Genomic DNA, 16,075 nt, shown 5'->3' with positions numbered 1-16,075 from the left:
ACTCGGAATGCGATGAGCAGCCTCTTTGACGACAGTTTCCTGGCGGACCTCAGCCCCTCCGACGAGGTCCCGCCGCCGCCCGAGGACCACGCCGCCCCGGAGCCGGAGGCGGACGATCTCTTCGGGGGCCGGTTCGACGTACCCATGTCCGGGGACGCGTACTACCGGGACGGTGCCCCCAGGCCCGTCATCGACCCGGCGGCGCTCCTGGACGGGCTGAACGAGCAGCAGCGCGCGGCGGTGGTGCACGCGGGTTCGCCGCTGCTCATCGTCGCCGGCGCCGGCTCCGGAAAGACCCGGGTGCTGACCCACCGCATCGGACACCTGCTGTCCGCGCGGAACGTGCACCCCGGCCAGATCCTGGCGATCACCTTCACCAACAAGGCCGCCGGAGAGATGAAGGAGCGCGTCGAAAGCCTGGTCGGCCCGCGCGCCAACGCCATGTGGGTCTCCACCTTCCACAGCGCGTGCGTCCGCATCCTGCGCCGCGAGTCGAAGCGGCTCGGCTTCACCTCCTCGTTCTCGATCTACGACGCGGCCGACTCGAAGCGCCTGATGGCGCTCGTCTGCCGCGACCTGGACCTGGACCCGAAGAAGTTTCCGCCCAAGGCCTTCAACGCCAAGATCTCGAACCTGAAGAACGAGCTGATCGACGAGGAAGCCTTCGCCGACACGGCGGTGGACGGGTTCGAGAAGACCCTGGCCCAGGCGTACGCGATGTACCAGGGGCGGCTGCGCGAGGCCAACGCGCTCGACTTCGACGACATCATCATGACCACGGTCCACCTGCTCCAGGCGTTCCCGGACGTCGCCGAGCACTACCGGCGCCGCTTCCGGCACGTGCTGGTGGACGAGTACCAGGACACCAACCACGCCCAGTACACGCTCGTGCGCGAGCTGGTCGGCACCGGCTACCCGGACCTGCCGCCCGCCGAGCTGTGCGTCGTGGGTGACGCAGACCAGTCGATCTACGCCTTCCGCGGTGCGACGATCCGCAACATCCTCCAGTTCGAGGAGGACTACAAGGACGCGACGACGATCCTGCTCGAGCAGAACTACCGCTCCACGCAGACGATCCTCTCCGCCGCCAACGCGGTCATCGAGCGCAACGAGAACCGCCGCGCCAAGAACCTGTGGACCGAGGCCGGTACGGGCGCGGCTATCACCGGCTACGTCGCGGACACCGAGCACGACGAGGCGCAGTTCGTCGCCGACGAGATCGACCGGCTGACGGATGCCGGGGACGCCAAGGCGGGGGACGTCGCGATCTTCTACCGGACCAACGCGCAGTCGCGTGTGTTCGAGGAGATCTTCATCCGCGTCGGGCTGCCCTACAAGGTCGTCGGCGGCGTCCGTTTCTACGAGCGCAAGGAGGTCCGCGACGTCCTCGCGTACCTGCGCGTGCTGGCGAACCCAGAGGACAACGTCCCGCTCCGCCGGATCCTGAACGTGCCCAAGCGCGGCATCGGCGAGCGCGCCGAGGCGATGATCGACGCGCTCGCGATGCGCGAGAAGATCACCTTCCCGCAGGCGCTGCGGCGGGTGGACGAGGCCTTCGGCATGGCCGCGCGCTCGACGAACGCGGTGAAGCGGTTCAACGTGCTGATGGAGGAGCTCCGCACGATCGTCGACTCGGGCGCGGGCCCCGCGGTGGTGCTGGAGGCGGTGCTGGAGCGTACGGGCTACCTCGCCGAGCTCCAGGCGTCGACCGACCCGCAGGACGAGACGCGGATCGAGAACCTCCAGGAACTGGCAGCGGTGGCGCTGGAGTTCGAGCAGGCGCGGGAAGCCGCGGCGGCCGAGGCCGCCGAGACGGGGGCCCCTGCTCCCGGTTCCGGCACGCTGGCCGAGTTCCTGGAGCAGGTCGCGCTGGTGGCCGACTCCGACCAGATCCCGGACGAGGACACCGAGGGCACGGGCGTCATCACGCTCATGACCCTGCACACCGCCAAGGGCCTGGAGTTCCCGGTGGTCTTCCTGACCGGCATGGAGGACGGGGTCTTCCCGCACATGCGGTCGCTGGGCCAGACCAAGGAGCTCGAGGAGGAGCGCCGCCTCGCGTACGTCGGCATCACGCGTGCGCGCGAGCGGCTGTACCTGACCCGGTCCTCGATGCGCAGCGCCTGGGGGACGCCCTCGTACAACCCGCCGTCGCGGTTCCTCGAGGAGATCCCGGCGGAGTACCTGCAGTGGAAGCGCACGGGTGCGGCCCAGAAGCCGGCGGGTCCGATCCGGAGCTCGGGCCAGGGCGGCGGGAAGACGTCGTTCGGCACCTCGCCGGAGGCGTTCCTGTCCTCCTCGCGCACGAAGTCGGGCCCGTCCGGGTTCGCGACGCGCCGGGCCGCCGACAAGCCGGTGATCGCCCTGGTGGTCGGGGACCGGGTGACGCACGACCAGTTCGGACTCGGCACCGTCATGGAGGTCAAGGGCGCGGGCGCGGACGCGCAGGCCACCATCGACTTCGGGGACGACAAGCCGAAGCGGCTGCTCCTGCGCTACGCGCCGGTGCAGAAGCTGTAGTTCTGGCTGTCGGGGGTCAGTTCGGGTCCAGGCCGTGGCTGCGGAGCCACGGCAGGGGGTCGATCGCGGACCCGCCGCCGGGCCGTACCTCGAAGTGGAGGTGCGGTCCGGTGGAGTTGCCGGAGTTGCCGGAGTACGCGATGACGTCGCCGGCCTTGACCTTGCCGCCCCGGATCTTGGTGCTGCTGAGGTGGCAGTACCAGGTCTCGGTGCCGTCGGGCGCGGTCACTATGGCCATGTTCCCGTAGGCGCTGTTGTACTGGGTGCGCACGGTGCCGTCGGTGGCGGCCATGACCGGGGTCCCGTAGGCCACCGGGAAGTCGATGCCGGTGTGCACGGACATCCACATGCCGCCGGCCTGGCCGAAGCTGGCGCTGAGACCGTGCTGTTCGACGGGGATCGCGAACTTGGGGCGGGCGGCCTCCTTGGCCGCGGCCTCCTCCGCCTTCTTCTTCTTTTCGTCCTCCTGGCGCTGGCGCAGGTCGATGCGCTCCTGCGTGCGGCTCGCGCGGTCCGCGAAGTCGCCCGCGTCGGCGCTGAGCGCCGCCAGTTGGGTGTCGAGCTTGGTGTTCGCCGCGACGGGCTTCACCGAGGCCGGGTCGGGCGCGGCCATCGTGGTGGTGTCCTCGGCGGGCTTCTCCGTGCCGGTGAGTCCGCCGACGGAGGCGGCCGCGACACCCGCGACGCCCATCACGCAGGCGGAGGGGACGGCCACGGTCAGCAGGGCGGAACGCTTCGCCGGGGTGCGGCGACGGCTGCTGCCGCCGCCCGCCTTGGCGTTGCCCTTGGACGCGGTCCGGCGCGCGGCGCGCGGCACGGAGGGGGAGGTGACGGGCATCGCCTGGGTGGGGAGGTCGTGCACCTCGGGCGTGTCGGTGACTTCCTCGGGGAGGACCTCGAAGACGGAGGTCTCGCTGTAGGTGTCTCCGTACGCGTCGCTCTCGCCGACGGCGTCCTGGGCCGGGATGTGGACCTCGTAGGCGTAGTCCGCAGCGGGCGCGGCCGCCTCGTACGTGTACTCCTGCTGCTGCTGAGCGGGTTGGTACTCGTACTGCGTCTGGGCCTGGGTCTCCGTGACGGTGTTCCAGGCGGTGGCGTCGTACGCGCCGGTCTCGGTGCCGTAGCCCGGCATCGCCCAGTGACCGGTCTGCTCGGCCGAGGTGTCGTACCCGAAGGAGGCCGGCTGCTGGTACTCGGTGTAGCCGGAGTAGTCCGTGTTCTGCGTGTTCCAGGCGCTCGCATCCGTCCCCCAGCTACCGCTGGGAGGTGCCCCCAGACCCGTCGCGTCCGCGGGCATGCCCTGGGACGGGATCGTGGTCAGGTACGCGTCCTGAGAGGTCCATGCCGTGGTGTCGTACGCGCCCGTCTCATAAGAGCCGTATGCCGCGTAGTTGACCCCCTGGCCCTGCGTTTCATAGGAAACGTAGGTTGAGTCACCAGCGAAAGTGGTGGTGGCAAGGCCGTCATACCCGGGATCCGGGTACTGGCCCGGCGAGGGGCGGTCGTTCACCAACTTCTCTTTCGCCTCGGCATTGGGGGGCCTGGGTGGCCGGGGAACTCGGGGTTCACCGGAGGAGAGCAGTGGCGTGACTGTACCCGGCGGTTACTCGCAACGACAATCTTCGGAGGGTTTCCACCTCGCCGGAACCGGGCATTCGGCCGTCTTTCGGTCGCATAAAGACGCAGCCTTGGCCTTGAGTTCGAAATCCGTTCGACTTCGCGTCGGTTGGCGTCTATGCGACGGACGAGGCTTCCGAGGCCTCCGCGGAGGCCGATCCGATCCCGTCGAGGACGCGCCGGATCGCCGCGATCACGGTGGGGTGCGCGGGCAGGGCGAGGTGCCCGATGCCGGTGACCTGGACGTTCTCCACGCGTAGATCCGGATGCTCGATCCGGGCCGCCGAGACCGGGACCATCAGCGTGTCGAACTCGCTCCAGAACGCCACGCATCGGGTGGCGCAGCCGAGCGCGGGCGCGGCCAGCTCGGCCAGCACCTCGGAGTCGGGGCGCATCTGCCGCACCAGCGGGTGCGCGTCCATGAAGGGGGCGACCAGCGTGCCGGAATGCGGGGTGCCGAGCGTGACGAGGGTCCGGATGCGGGCGTCGCCGCCCAGGCGCTGGACGTAGTACCGGCCGACCAGTCCGCCCAGGCTGTGCCCGACCAGGTCAACCCGCTCCTGCCCGGTGCGCGCGCACAGCTCCTCGACGCGCCGGGCGAGATGGCGGGCCGTGACGCGCAGGTCGCGGGTGAAGGGCGAGTAGTTGTACGCCTCCACGTGCCGCAGGCCGCCCGCCCCGAGGGCGCGGCGCAGCAGGACGAAAACGGAGCGGTTGTCGGTGAACCCGTGGAGGAGGAGGACGGCAGGGCGTGTCGCGGGCGGGCCGGCGGCGACCTTCTCCTGGCACACTCCGGTGGGATACAGGAGAAGATGTCCGCCGAGCACGACCACCTCGAGCGCGCCGGCCCGCAGTGCGGCGCCGACCGTGGGTATCGACAGCGTGGGAATCGACGCGGGTATGCACAGCCCCATTGACGGCCTCCCCTGAGCCTCTCGGGACTGCGGCCGTTACGCCACCGTGCCGTGCGGCTGTCGGCACGGTGGCGTAATGCCGTCCCACGTGTGATTTCCCCCTCCTGGTTGACCGTGAAACGGCGGCGTGCGCGATGCTGTACTTAACGTTCGTTCACTCGGGAGGCAGTGCGATGGGTGTGACCGGTCCGATCCGTGTGGTGGTGGCCAAGCCGGGTCTCGACGGCCACGACCGCGGCGCGAAGGTGATCGCGCGGGCGCTGCGTGACGCGGGCATGGAGGTCATCTACACCGGCCTCCACCAGACCCCCGAGCAGATCGTGGACACCGCCATCCAGGAGGACGCCGACGCGATCGGCCTCTCGATCCTCTCCGGCGCCCACAACACGCTCTTCGCGCGCGTCCTGGAACTCCTCAAGGAGCGCGAGGCGGAGGACATCAAGGTCTTCGGCGGCGGCATCATCCCGGAAGACGACATCGCCCCTCTCAAGGAGAAGGGCGTGGCCGAGATCTTCACCCCGGGCGCGACGACGACCTCCATCGTCGACTGGGTCCGCGCGAACGTCCGCCAGTAGCCCCTGCGGCGCCGTTGCTGGGGCTCCGCCCCAGACCCCGCGCCTCAAACGCCGGCGGGGCTGGATTTTGGCTGGTGCAGCCTGCCAGGCGCGGCTGGATTGCCGCGCCGCGGCAATTTCAGCCCCGCCGGCGTTTGAGGCGTGAGGGTCCCCCCGGGCGGAGCCCGGTTGGTCAGGCCGGGGTCAGCTCCGAGAGCATCGCCTCGCGGAGGCGGAGGGTGGCCACCAGCCGCTGGAAGGCCTCGGACCAGTACGCGGCGGCGCCGGACGCGCTGTCCGCCGGCTCCTCCGCCGCGGCGGTCAGTATCTCCAGCCGGCCGGCCTCCGCAGGGTCGAGGCAGCGCTCCGCCAACCCCATCACCCCGCTGAAGCTCCACGGGTAACTGCCCGCCTCCCGGGCGCAGTCCAGCGCGTCCACGACCGCCCGGCCCAGCGCCCCCGCCCACGGCACCACGCACACCCCGAGCAGCTGGAACGCCTCCGAGAGCCCGTGGGCCCGTATGAACTGCGCGACCCAGTCGGCCCGTTCCCCGTCCGGCAGGGTCTCGAGGAGCTTGGCGCGCTCCGCGAGCGAAGCCGTCCCCGGGCCCGCCGCGGGCGGCGCGGACGCCGCGCCCAGCAGGGCCCGCGACCACCGCGCGTCGCGCTGGCGCACCGCCGCCCGGCACCACGCCGCGTGCAGTTCCTCCCGCCAGACCTCGCCCTCGGCCACCGGCAGGGCCACGATCTCCGCCGGGCCGAGCCCCCCGAACCGCTCCCGCCAGCAGGACAGCGGAGCCGCCTCCACCAACTGGCCCAGCCACCAAGCCCGTTCCCCCCGCCCGGCGGGCGGATTCCTGACCACCCCGTCCCGCAGCATCCCCGCATCGCACTCGGCCGGCGGATTCACGCCCTCCGGGCCCACGCAGGCCAGGGCGCGCTCCGCCATCCGCCCCGCCAGTGCCGAGTCCGGCAGCGCCGACAGCAGTTCGGCGGCCGTCGCGCGGACATTTCGGCTGCGGTCGCCCAGGGCCGCCTCCAGGAACGGCTCGTCCCCCTCCGACAGCCCCACCCGCAGCGAATCGAGGAACATCAGCCGGTCCTCGGCCCGCTCGGTGGCCCAGGTCGTCGCCAGCAGCCTCGTCGCGGCTGCCGCGTCGTGCGCCCGTACTGCGCCCAGCAGAGCCACCCGCTCCGCGAACAGCCCCTCCTGCCAGAGCCGCTCCACCCCGGCCAGGTCCGTCACGTCCGGCAGTTCCCCGGCTCCTCCGGCCCCGCCGCGCAGGGCGAACCGCCAGTCCGGATTCAGTCGCGCCAGCCACAGCCCTCGCGCCCCGGCCAGGGCCAGTGCCTGCGGCCGCAGGTCCGTACGGGCCCGGGCCGCGTCCAGCAGCGCGGGCACGAGCGCGGCCGGTGAGCGGTAGCCGTGCCGGCCGGCGGCGGCCAGCCACTGCGGCAGCAGCTCCGTCAGATCCGGGGCGGCGCCGCGCCGCCCGCCGCTGCCCGCGCCGGTCCGGCCGGCCAGCAGCTGCGCGAGCCGCTGCCGGGCCGCGGCCGGTGGTGCCGGGCGCGGGTCCCGGGGCGCCGGCTCCGGGCGCGGGCCCGCCCCGGCCGGCCGCAGCCCGGCCCGGCGCCGCACGGTGTGCACGGCCGCCGCGTCCAGCAGGGCCTCCGGCGAGCCGGCGGGGCCCCCGCCCCGGCGCCGGTCGGTGCCCAGCAGCGCCGCCCCGACCAGCTCCTCCCAGTCCCCGTAGTCCTCGTCGCCCTTGCCCATCGGACCCCTCCCTCTTCGTGTCCTGCGCTCCGGTCCCGCCCCCTCCGCGGGACCGGAGCCGTCGATGCCCCGTGTCAACTGCGCTCAACTGGCGTGGTTGTCGTTCATGCAAGCCCCCCGGCTTCTCGTCACTTCACGCCGGCGCCCCCGCGCCACCGCGTCCTTCCCCTCTCCGCGCCCCTTCGTGACGGCACACGTATCCCCAGGCCCCTGCCGATTCCTCTGCGATTTCCCCTTGGATCCGGCCGCTGTTCAGGCCAGCGGCACCGGCTCGGGCGAGCCCGGCTGCCAGGCGGTCAGCGGTGTGAAGCCGCGGTGGCCGCACTCCCCGAACACCGTCACCGGGCCCCCGCCCGACAACGCGGCCAGCTGCCACAGGCCCCCGCGGGAGCGGCTGCCCGCCCCGGCGACGGGCACCGGCAGGGCGGAGTCACCCTCCGCGTCCGCCAGTTGCCAGCCGAGCTCTCCCGGTATCGGGATCACTCGGCCGAGCACCACCGGCCAGGACTCCAGCCACGGGTCCTCCCGCAGCGCGGCCCCGTAGGCCTCCAGGGCAGCCCCCGTGCTCACCCCGGCCGGAACCTCCGCGCACGGCACGGCCGCGGCGACCCTTTCCCCGAGATCCGCCCGCAGCCCCGCCGAACCGGGCCGGAAGCGGACTTCCGCCTCCAGTACCAGCCCCACCGGCAGTGCCAGCCCCGGCGGCCGCCCCGCCGGTCCGAAGTCCAGCACCAGGGCCGGCCGCCCGCCCCCCAGCCCGCGCAGCCATATCCGGCGGGTGGTGAGCCGGCCGTCCGGCGACACCGAGTCGTACTGAGCCAGCACCAGCCAGCGGTCCCGTACGGCCTCCCCCTCCCCGGAGGCCGGCAGTCCCACCCGGCTGCGCACGGTCGCGGCCAGCTCTTCGGGCAGTGCCGACACGCCCAGCCAGGCCCGGTCCAGCAGGTGCAGCAGCGCCGCCTCCTCCAGCATCCTGGCGGGCCAGCCGGGGCCGCAACTGGGTATCGTGCCCAACTCCCTTACGCGTCCGGCCAGTCCGGGCGCCTGGGCGTCGATCATCCGGGCGGCCGTCTCCTCCCACGCCGCGTAACCCGACTGTTCCTGCCCGGCGAGACCGCCGCGCAGGAGGTCGGCCAGCCGCTGCTCCAGCTCGGTGACGCCCGCGCCGATCCGCGCCGCCCGCCGCTCGGCCCGCCGCCGGGCCCCCTCCTCGTCCACCGGCCTGCCCGTCGCGGCGGCCGGTCGCGCCGCCTTCGCCGCACGCTCCGCCAGCCACTCCGCGGCCCAGTCCGGTGCCTCTCCCGGCTCGCCCGCCCCCTCCGCGGACCAGAGCAGCAGCAGGCCCAGCGCGTGCTTGCACGGGAACTTCCGGCTCGGGCAGGAGCACTTGTACGCCGGTCCCGCCAGGTCCACGACCGTGCGGTACGGCTTGCTGCCGCTGCCCTTGCACAACCCCCATACAGAACCGGAAGCGGAACCTCCGATCTGCGACCACGGCCCCGCCCCGCCGAGTCTGCTTCCCGCCTTGCGTGAGGCATCGTCAGGAGCCAGAGCCAGTACCTGTTCCGCCGTCCAGCGGACCCCCTGCTCAGTCATGTGAACCACCGTACGGACCGCCACTGACAATCGCTCTGACCTGCAACAACGCCTCGAACAAGCCTCGTTGTCAGTGGCGTGGTGCACCTTGGATCCAGCAGTCGGGAGCGGCTGCCGAGCATTGGAGGGGGACCATGACCATGCCCGAGGACAACAAGGGCGCCCAGGCGCTGCGACCGCACGCCGAAGACGCTTTCGCACACGAACTGAAAGCCCTGGCGGCCACCGACGACCGGCCCCGCCCGGCCCGCTGGAAGCTGTCCCCGTGGGCCGTGGCCACGTACCTGCTCGGCGGCACCCTCGACGACGGCACGGTGATCACGCCCAAGTACATCGGGCCGCGCCGCATCGTCGAAGTCGCCGTCACCACGCTGGCCACCGACCGCGCACTGCTCCTCCTCGGCGTCCCCGGCACCGCGAAGACCTGGGTCTCCGAACACCTCGCCGCCGCCGTCAGCGGAGACTCCACCCTCCTCGTCCAGGGCACCGCCGGAACCCCGGAGGAGGCCATCCGGTACGGATGGAACTACGCCCGGCTGCTCGCCCACGGCCCCAGCCGCGAGGCCCTCGTGCCCAGCCCGGTCATGCGGGCCATGGCCGACGGCATGACCGCCCGCGTCGAGGAGCTCACCCGCATCCCCGCCGACGTCCAGGACACCCTCATCACCGTCCTGTCCGAGAAGACCCTCCCGATACCGGAGCTCGGCGAAGAGGTGCAGGCCGTCGGCGGCTTCAACCTCATCGCCACCGCCAACGACCGCGACCGCGGGGTCAACGAGCTCTCCAGCGCGCTGCGCCGGCGCTTCAACACCGTCGTCCTGCCGCTGCCCGCCACCGCCGACGCCGAGGTCGACATCGTCGCCCGCCGCGTCGACCAGATGGGCCGCGCCCTCGACCTGCCGGCCGTGCCCGAGGGCCTGGAGGAGATCCGCCGCGTCGTCACCGTCTTCCGCGAGCTGCGCGACGGAGTCACCGGCGACGGCCGCACGAAGGTGAAGTCGCCCAGCGGCACCCTGTCCACCGCCGAGGCCATCTCCGTCGTCACCGGCGGCCTGGCGCTGGCCGCCCACTTCGGGGACGGCGTGCTGCGCCCCTCCGACGTGGCCGCCGGAATCCTCGGCGCCGTCATCCGCGACCCGGCCGCCGACAAGGTCGTCTGGCAGGAGTACCTGGAGGCCGTGGTCCGCGAGCGGGACGGCTGGAAGGACTTCTACCGCGCCTGCCGGGAGGTGACCGTATGAGCCCACTGCTGCTGGGCGTACGGCACCACGGGCCCGGCTCGGCCCGCGCGGTGCGCGCCGCCCTCGACGCGGCCCGGCCGGCGGCCGTGCTGATCGAGGGGCCGCCCGAGGGGGACGCGCTGCTCGCCCTGGCCGCCGATCCCGGGATGCGGCCGCCCGTGGCGCTGCTCGCACACGCCGCGGACGACCCCGGCCGGGCCGCGTTCTGGCCGCTGGCCGGCTTCTCCCCGGAGTGGATCGCGATCCGCTGGGCGCAGGAGGCGGGCGTACCGGTGCGGTTCATGGACCTCCCGGCCGCGCACTCGCTGGCCCGCCGTGAGGAGGGCGAGGAGGGCGAGGAGGGCGAGGAGGGGGAGGAAGGGGGCGGGGAGCCCGATTCCATGCGGGTGGACCCTCTCGCGGTGCTGGCCGAGACCGCCGGGTACGACGACCCCGAGCGCTGGTGGGAGGACGTGGTCGAACACCGGGGCACCGGGGCCGTGCGGGACCCGCTGGCCGCCTTCGAGGCGCTCGGGGAGGCCATGGGCGCCCTGCGCGAGGCGTACGGCGACGGCGGCCACTCCCGCGACCTCGTGCGCGAGGCGTACATGCGGCAGCGGATGCGGGCCGCCCGCCGGGAGTTCGGCGATGCGTACGCCGTGGTGTGCGGGGCCTGGCACGTCCCGGCGCTGCGGGCCAGGACCACCGCGGCCGCCGACAAGGCGCTGCTCACCGGCCTGCCGAAGGTCAAGGTGGAGACCACTTGGGTGCCCTGGACCCACCGCAGGCTGGCCCGGGCCGGCGGGTACGGCGCGGGCATCACCTCGCCCGGCTGGTACGCGCACCTCTTCGAGGCCCGGGACCGGCCCGTGGAGCGGTGGCTGACCAAGGTCGCGGGGCTGCTCCGCGAGGAGGACCGGCAGGTCTCCTCGGCGCACGTCATCGAGGCGGTCCGGCTGGCCGAGACGCTGGCCGCGATGCGCGGAAGGCCGCTGCCCGGGCTGACGGAGACCCTGGAGGCGGTCCGGGCGGTGATGTGCGACGGATCCGACGTACCGCTCGCGCTGATCGAGGACCGGCTCGTCGTCGGGGACGTGCTCGGCGAGGTCCCGGACACGGCGCCCGTCGTACCGCTCCAGCGCGACCTGACCCGCCGGCAGCGCTCGCTGCGTCTCAAGCCCGAGGCGCAGGACCGCGAGCTGGAGCTCGACCTGCGCAAGGAGACCGACGCGGCCAAGTCGCTGCTGCTGCACCGCCTGCGGCTGCTCGGCATCGACTGGGGCATACCGGCCGCGTCGAGGGGCAGCACCGGGACCTTCCGGGAGACCTGGCGGTTGCGCTGGGAGCCGGAGCTGTCGGTGCGGGTCGCGGAGGCCGGTATCTGGGGCACCACCGTGCTCGCGGCGGCCACCGCCAAGGCGGAGGCGGACGCGGCCGGGGCCGGGGAGCTGGGCGAGGTCACGGCGCTCGCCGAGCGGTGCCTGCTGGCCGGGCTGTCCGAGGCGCTGCCCGCCGTCCTGCGGGCGCTCGCGGACCGGGCCGCGCTGGACACCGATGTGGCGCGGCTCGCCAAGGCGCTGCCCGCGCTGGCCCGTTCGCTGCGGTACGGGGACGTCCGCGGCACCGACGCGGCGGCCCTCGGCACGGTGGCGGCCGGGCTCGCCGAGCGGATATGCGTGGCGCTGCCACCCGCCTGCGCCGCTGGCCTGGACGCCGACGCGGCGGCGGAGCTGCGCGGCCACATGGACGGGGTGCACGGGGCGGTCGGGCTGCTGGCGGACGCCGACGAGGGCTGCGCGAGCGCTGGTCCGCGGTGCTGCGGGCGCTGTCCGGCCGGGAGACCGTGCCGGGCCTGATCCGCGGCCGGGCGGCTCGGCTGCTGCTCGACGACGGGCGGCTTCCGGCCGCGGAAACGGCGCGGCTGATGGGGCTCGCGCTGTCCCCTGCGGCATCCCCGGCCGACGCGGCGGGCTGGATCGAGGGCTTCGCGGGCGGCAGTTCGGGCGGCGGGACCCTGCTGGTCCACGACGACCGGCTGCTGGGCCTGATCGACACCTGGCTGTCGGGAGTGCCCGAGCGTGCCTTCATCGACGTGCTGCCGCTGCTGCGGCGGACGTTCGGGGCGTACGAGCCGGGGGTGAAGCGGACCCTGGGCGAGCTGGTCCGGCGCGGCCCGGGCGGCCCGGCCGCGCCCTCGCGCGCCGGCTCGGCCCCCGAGGGCTTCGGCCCGGAGCTGGACCCGGCCCGCGCCGACGCGGTGCTGGACCTGGTCCGGCTGCTGCTCGCCGGCCCGGGACCGGCCGGACATGACGGACACGACCTTGCGGGGGTGGGCTGATGGACGCGGCGGACGAGCGACTGCGGCGGTGGCGGATGGTGCTCGGCGGCGGAGAGGCCGACGGGACGCGCCGCACGCTGACCGGGCGGGACGCGGACATGGACGCCGCGCTCGGCGCCCTCTACGGCGGGGGCGGCGCGGGCGGCCCGCGCAAGGGGTCGGGCCCGCGCTCCGCCGGGCTCGGCGGATCCGCGCCGAATGTGGCGCGCTGGCTCGGGGACATCCGTACGTACTTCCCCAGCTCGGTGGTCCAGGTCATGCAGCGCGACGCCATCGAGCGGCTCGGCCTGTCCGCCCTGCTGCTGGAGCCGGAGATGCTGGAGGCCGTCGAGCCTGACGTGCACCTGGTCGGCACCCTGCTCTCCCTGAACAAGGCGATGCCCGACACCACGAAGGAGACGGCCCGGGCCGTGGTCCGCAAGGTCGTCGAGCAGCTGGAGAAGCGCCTCGCGACGCGCACCCGGGCCACGCTCACCGGCGCCCTGGACCGCTCCGCCCGGATCAGCCGCCCCCGCCACCACGACATCGACTGGAACCGCACGATCCGGGCCAACCTCAAGAACTACCTGCCCGAGTACCGCACGGTGGTCCCCGAACGGCTGATCGGGTACGGCCGGGCGGCGCAATCGGTGAAGAAGGAGGTGATCCTCTGCATCGACCAGTCGGGTTCGATGGCGGCCTCCGTCGTCTACGCCTCCGTCTTCGGCGCCGTCCTCGCCTCCATGCGCTCGATCGCCACCCGCCTCGTCGTCTTCGACACCGCCGTCGTCGACCTCACGGACCAGCTCGACGATCCGGTCGACGTCCTCTTCGGCACCCAGCTCGGCGGCGGCACCGACATCAACCGGGCGCTCGCCTACTGCCAGTCGAAGATCACCCGGCCCGCCGACACCGTCGTGGTCCTGATCAGTGATCTCTACGAGGGCGGCATACGCAACGAGATGCTCAAGCGGGTCGCCGCGATGAAGGCCTCGGGGGTGGAGTTCGTGACCCTGCTCGCACTGTCCGACGAGGGCGCCCCGGCCTACGACCGCGAGCACGCCGCCGCCCTCGCGGCGCTCGGCGCGCCCGCCTTCGCCTGCACCCCCGACCTGTTCCCGGAGGTGATGGCCGCGGCGCTGGAGAAGCGACCCCTGCCGGTTCCGTGACCTTCACCGTTGTGAATGGGCCGATCGCACGAACTTCCAGTTCAACCGTGAGGCGATCTGTGACAGGTATCACCGCTCAGGTGTGATCTGCGATTTAGGGACCTACGGCCCACGGGGATAACCTGCGGGACGGACATGCCGCGTCCACGGTCACCGTGTGCGCCTTCCTTGTGACAGCGCCGTCACGTTGCCCTCCGCGGCACGCCCACGCAGATAGCAGACAACCGCGAATCACTGCGAATCTTTAAAAAAGACAAGGGACGGACGCGCGTGGACCTGTTCGAGTACCAGGCGAGGGACCTCTTCGCCAAGCACGGTGTACCGGTGCTGGCCGGTGAAGTCATCGACACGCCTGAGGCGGCTCGCGAGGCCACCGAGCGGCTGGGCGGCAAGTCGGTCGTCAAGGCGCAGGTGAAGGTCGGCGGCCGCGGCAAGGCCGGCGGCGTGAAGCTGGCCGCCACCCCGGACGAGGCTGTCGCCCGGGCGACGGACATCCTCGGCATGGACATCAAGGGCCACACGGTCCACAAGGTGATGATCGCCGAGACGGCTCCCGAGATCCTCGAGGAGTACTACGTCTCGTACCTCCTCGACCGCACCAACCGCACCTTCCTCGCCATGGCGTCGGTCGCGGGCGGCATGGACATCGAGCAGGTCGCCGAGGAGACCCCGGAGAAGCTCGCCAAGGTCCCGGTGAACGCCAACGAGGGCGTGACCATCGAGAAGGCCCGCGAGATCGTCGCGCTGGCGCAGTTCCCGGCCGAGGTCGCCGAGAAGGTCGCCGAGGTCCTCGTGACCCTGTGGGCGACCTTCATCGCCGAGGACGCGCTCCTCGTCGAGGTCAACCCGCTCGCGAAGGTCGCCAACGGCGACGTCATCGCGCTCGACGGCAAGGTCTCGCTCGACGAGAACGCCGAGTTCCGCCAGCCGGGTCACGAGGAGTTCGTGGACCACGCGGCCGCGAACCCGCTCGAGGCCGCCGCCAAGGCGAAGAACCTCAACTACGTGAAGCTCGAGGGCGAGGTCGGCATCATCGGCAACGGCGCGGGTCTCGTCATGAGCACCCTCGACGTCGTCGCCTACGCCGGCGAGAACCACGGCGGCGTCAAGCCCGCCAACTTCCTGGACATCGGCGGTGGCGCCTCCGCCGCCGTCATGGCCAACGGTCTCGAGATCATCCTCGGCGACCCGGACGTCAAGTCCGTCTTCGTCAACGTCTTCGGTGGCATCACCGCGTGCGACGAGGTCGCCAACGGCATCGTCCAGGCGCTGGCCCTGCTGGAGGAGAAGGGCGAGGCGGTCACCAAGCCGCTCGTCGTCCGTCTCGACGGCAACAACGCCGAGCTGGGTCGCAAGATCCTCTCGGACGCCAACCACCCGCTGGTCCAGCGCGTGGACACCATGGACGGCGCGGCCGACAAGGCCGCCGAGCTCGCGGCTGCGAAGTAAGGGCAGAGGTCACAGACTCACATGGCTATCTTCCTCAACAAGGACAGCAAGGTCATCGTCCAGGGCATGACCGGTGCCACGGGCATGAAGCACACCAAGCTGATGCTGGCTGACGGCACCAACATCGTCGGCGGCGTGAACCCGCGCAAGGCCGGCACCACCGTCGACTTCGACGGCACCGAGGTCCCGGTCTTCGGCTCCGTCGCCGAGGCGATGGAGAAGACGGGCGCCAACGTCTCCGTCCTCTTCGTCCCGCCGGCCTTCGCCAAGGCCGCCGTGGTCGAGGCGATCGACGCCGAGATCCCGCTGGCCGTCGTCATCACCGAGGGCATCGCGGTGCACGACTCCGCCGCCTTCTGGGCGTACGCGATCGCCAAGGGCAACAAGACCCGGATCATCGGCCCGAACTGCCCGGGTCTGATCACCCCCGGCCAGTCCAACGCCGGCATCATCCCGGGCGACATCACCAAGCCCGGCCGCATCGGTCTCGTGTCCAAGTCCGGCACGCTGACCTACCAGATGATGTACGAGCTCCGTGACATCGGCTTCTCCTCGGCCGTCGGCATCGGTGGCGACCCGGTCATCGGCACCACGCACATCGACGCCCTCGAGGCGTTCGAGGCCGACCCCGACACCGACCTGATCGTCATGATCGGCGAGATCGGCGGCGACGCCGAGGAGCGTGCGGCGGACTTCATCGCGAAGAACGTCACCAAGCCGGTCGTCGGCTACGTCGCGGGCTTCACCGCCCCCGAGGGCAAGACCATGGGCCACGCGGGCGCCATCGTCTCCGGTTCCTCCGGTACCGCGCAGGCCAAGAAGGAGGCCCTCGAGGCCGCCGGCGTGAAGGTCGGCAAGACGCCGACCGAGACCGCCAAGCTGGCGCGCGAGATCCTGAACGCCGCGCAGTAACAGCAGTACGCGTGCACGGGCGTGGCCCGCACC

General features: G+C 72.4%; 10 protein-coding genes and 1 pseudogene. 7 read left to right on the top strand and 4 right to left on the bottom strand.

Annotated features, from left to right (window positions below; translation table 11 throughout):
* Nucleotides 1-12 precede the first annotated feature (12 nt).
* On the top strand, nt 13-2,520 hold the full coding sequence (gene pcrA / locus OHA89_RS15560) for a DNA helicase PcrA (protein ID WP_266608076.1): 2,508 nt from the start codon (nt 13-15) through the stop codon (nt 2,518-2,520).
* Nucleotides 2,521-2,536: 16 nt separating this feature from the next.
* Here pcrA and OHA89_RS15555 read toward each other — a convergent pair whose 3' ends face one another.
* Together OHA89_RS15555 and OHA89_RS15550 are read right to left on the bottom strand one after the other, a co-directional pair.
* The gene (locus OHA89_RS15555) at nt 2,537-4,030 is read right to left on the bottom strand and encodes a M23 family metallopeptidase (protein ID WP_266608074.1); all 1,494 of its coding nucleotides are present in this window, start codon (nt 4,028-4,030) and stop codon (nt 2,537-2,539) included.
* Between the two features lie 223 nt (nt 4,031-4,253).
* Nucleotides 4,254-5,051, bottom strand: a complete 798-nt coding sequence (locus OHA89_RS15550) for an esterase/lipase family protein (protein ID WP_406366411.1) — start codon at nt 5,049-5,051, stop codon at nt 4,254-4,256.
* 173 nt (nt 5,052-5,224) lie between these two features.
* On the opposite strand from OHA89_RS15550, the gene OHA89_RS15545 reads away from it, so the two are divergent.
* The gene (locus OHA89_RS15545) at nt 5,225-5,626 is read left to right on the top strand and encodes a cobalamin B12-binding domain-containing protein (protein ID WP_215143866.1); all 402 of its coding nucleotides are present in this window, start codon (nt 5,225-5,227) and stop codon (nt 5,624-5,626) included.
* A gap of 172 nt (nt 5,627-5,798) precedes the next feature.
* Here OHA89_RS15545 and OHA89_RS15540 read toward each other — a convergent pair whose 3' ends face one another.
* On the bottom strand, nt 5,799-7,379 hold the full coding sequence (locus OHA89_RS15540; protein WP_266608065.1) for a DUF5691 domain-containing protein: 1,581 nt from the start codon (nt 7,377-7,379) through the stop codon (nt 5,799-5,801).
* Nucleotides 7,380-7,631: 252 nt separating this feature from the next.
* The gene (locus tag OHA89_RS15535) at nt 7,632-8,975 is read right to left on the bottom strand and encodes an SWIM zinc finger family protein (protein ID WP_266608063.1); all 1,344 of its coding nucleotides are present in this window, start codon (nt 8,973-8,975) and stop codon (nt 7,632-7,634) included.
* 134 nt (nt 8,976-9,109) lie between these two features.
* Between OHA89_RS15535 and OHA89_RS15530 the strand changes: the two genes are divergently transcribed.
* The 5 genes and pseudogenes from OHA89_RS15530 (at nt 9,110) to sucD (ending at nt 16,042) form a co-directional block, all read left to right on the top strand.
* Complete coding sequence (locus tag OHA89_RS15530) at nt 9,110-10,216, top strand: AAA family ATPase (RefSeq protein WP_215147780.1); 1,107 nt, start codon at nt 9,110-9,112, stop codon at nt 10,214-10,216.
* Nucleotides 10,213-12,533 (top strand): annotated as a pseudogene (locus tag OHA89_RS15525) (DUF5682 family protein). The gene OHA89_RS15530 and the pseudogene OHA89_RS15525 overlap by 4 nt, the downstream one beginning before the upstream one ends.
* Nucleotides 12,533-13,681, top strand: a complete 1,149-nt coding sequence (locus OHA89_RS15520; RefSeq protein ID WP_406366408.1) for a VWA domain-containing protein — start codon at nt 12,533-12,535, stop codon at nt 13,679-13,681. Before OHA89_RS15525 ends, OHA89_RS15520 begins: the two are co-directional and overlap by 1 nt.
* 270 nt (nt 13,682-13,951) lie before the next feature.
* A complete protein-coding gene (gene sucC / locus OHA89_RS15515) occupies nt 13,952-15,130 on the top strand; it encodes an ADP-forming succinate--CoA ligase subunit beta (RefSeq protein ID WP_215147773.1) in 1,179 nt (392 codons plus the stop codon).
* A 21-nt stretch (nt 15,131-15,151) separates the two neighbouring features.
* Nucleotides 15,152-16,042: a succinate--CoA ligase subunit alpha gene (gene sucD / locus OHA89_RS15510; protein ID WP_215147771.1), complete on the top strand. Its 891-nt coding sequence runs from the start codon at nt 15,152-15,154 to the stop codon at nt 16,040-16,042.
* The last annotated feature ends 33 nt before the right edge of the window (nt 16,043-16,075 follow it).

It is taken from the genome of Streptomyces sp. NBC_01546 (assembly GCF_045208355.1).
GTDB lineage: Bacteria > Actinomycetota > Actinomycetes > Streptomycetales > Streptomycetaceae > Streptomyces.
The sequence above is the reverse complement of the archived record's forward strand: the minus strand, read 5'-3'. Positions and strand labels throughout refer to the sequence as shown.

Bases quoted from the DNA above. Each gene is read 5' to 3' on its own strand.
- OHA89_RS15540 (WP_266608065.1), bottom strand. From the start codon at position 7,379: ATGGGCAAGGGCGACGAGGACTACGGGGACTGGGAGGAGCTGGTCGGG.
- pcrA (WP_266608076.1), top strand. From the start codon at position 13: ATGAGCAGCCTCTTTGACGACAGTTTCCTGGCGGACCTCAGCCCCTCC.
- OHA89_RS15520 (WP_406366408.1), top strand. From the start codon at position 12,533: ATGGACGCGGCGGACGAGCGACTGCGGCGGTGGCGGATGGTGCTCGGC.
- OHA89_RS15530 (WP_215147780.1), top strand. From the start codon at position 9,110: ATGACCATGCCCGAGGACAACAAGGGCGCCCAGGCGCTGCGACCGCAC.
- OHA89_RS15550 (WP_406366411.1), bottom strand. From the start codon at position 5,051: ATGGGGCTGTGCATACCCGCGTCGATTCCCACGCTGTCGATACCCACG.
- sucD (WP_215147771.1), top strand. From the start codon at position 15,152: ATGGCTATCTTCCTCAACAAGGACAGCAAGGTCATCGTCCAGGGCATG.
- OHA89_RS15545 (WP_215143866.1), top strand. From the start codon at position 5,225: ATGGGTGTGACCGGTCCGATCCGTGTGGTGGTGGCCAAGCCGGGTCTC.
- OHA89_RS15535 (WP_266608063.1), bottom strand. From the start codon at position 8,975: ATGACTGAGCAGGGGGTCCGCTGGACGGCGGAACAGGTACTGGCTCTG.